Source organism: Burkholderia sp. LK4 (assembly GCF_001043615.1).
GTDB lineage: Bacteria > Pseudomonadota > Gammaproteobacteria > Burkholderiales > Burkholderiaceae > Burkholderia > Burkholderia cepacia.
Window position 1 is genome coordinate 1 of the sequence record NZ_LDUL01000144.1, and the last position, 436, is coordinate 436.

Consider the following 436-nt stretch of genomic DNA (forward strand, 5'->3'; position numbering starts at 1 on the left):
GTTCGAATCCAACCAGACCCACCATTGTCTGGCGGTACACACCTGAGGAATTCTGTACATGGGGGCATAGCTCAGCTGGGAGAGCACCTGCTTTGCAAGCAGGGGGTCGTCGGTTCGATCCCGTCTGCCTCCACCAATCTTCAATGACAAGCGTTCGACTTGAGTCGAATCTTTGTCATTGGCGATTGAGCCAGTCAGAGCGGTACGAAAGTATCGGCTGTCGTTCTTTAACAATCTGGAAGAAGTAAGTAATTTGGATAGCGGAAGCGTCTTGAGATGGACGTGAAAACTATCCGGGTTGTGATTGTATCGATGTATCTCAAGATGATTCGAACTCTATGTTCGACTCAATTGGAATACGGCACAACGCGAGAACTCAACCTGTAGCGACTGTCGTCCCCATGCGGGGATGGGGCCCTCGTAAGCGCTAAAGCGC

General features: G+C 50.9%; 1 tRNA gene. It reads left to right on the forward strand.

The annotated features are described in order from the left end of the window. Positions 1-60: 60 nt before the first annotated feature. Positions 61-136, forward strand: a tRNA-Ala gene (locus VK92_RS38420). Positions 137-436: the final 300 nt, after the last annotated feature.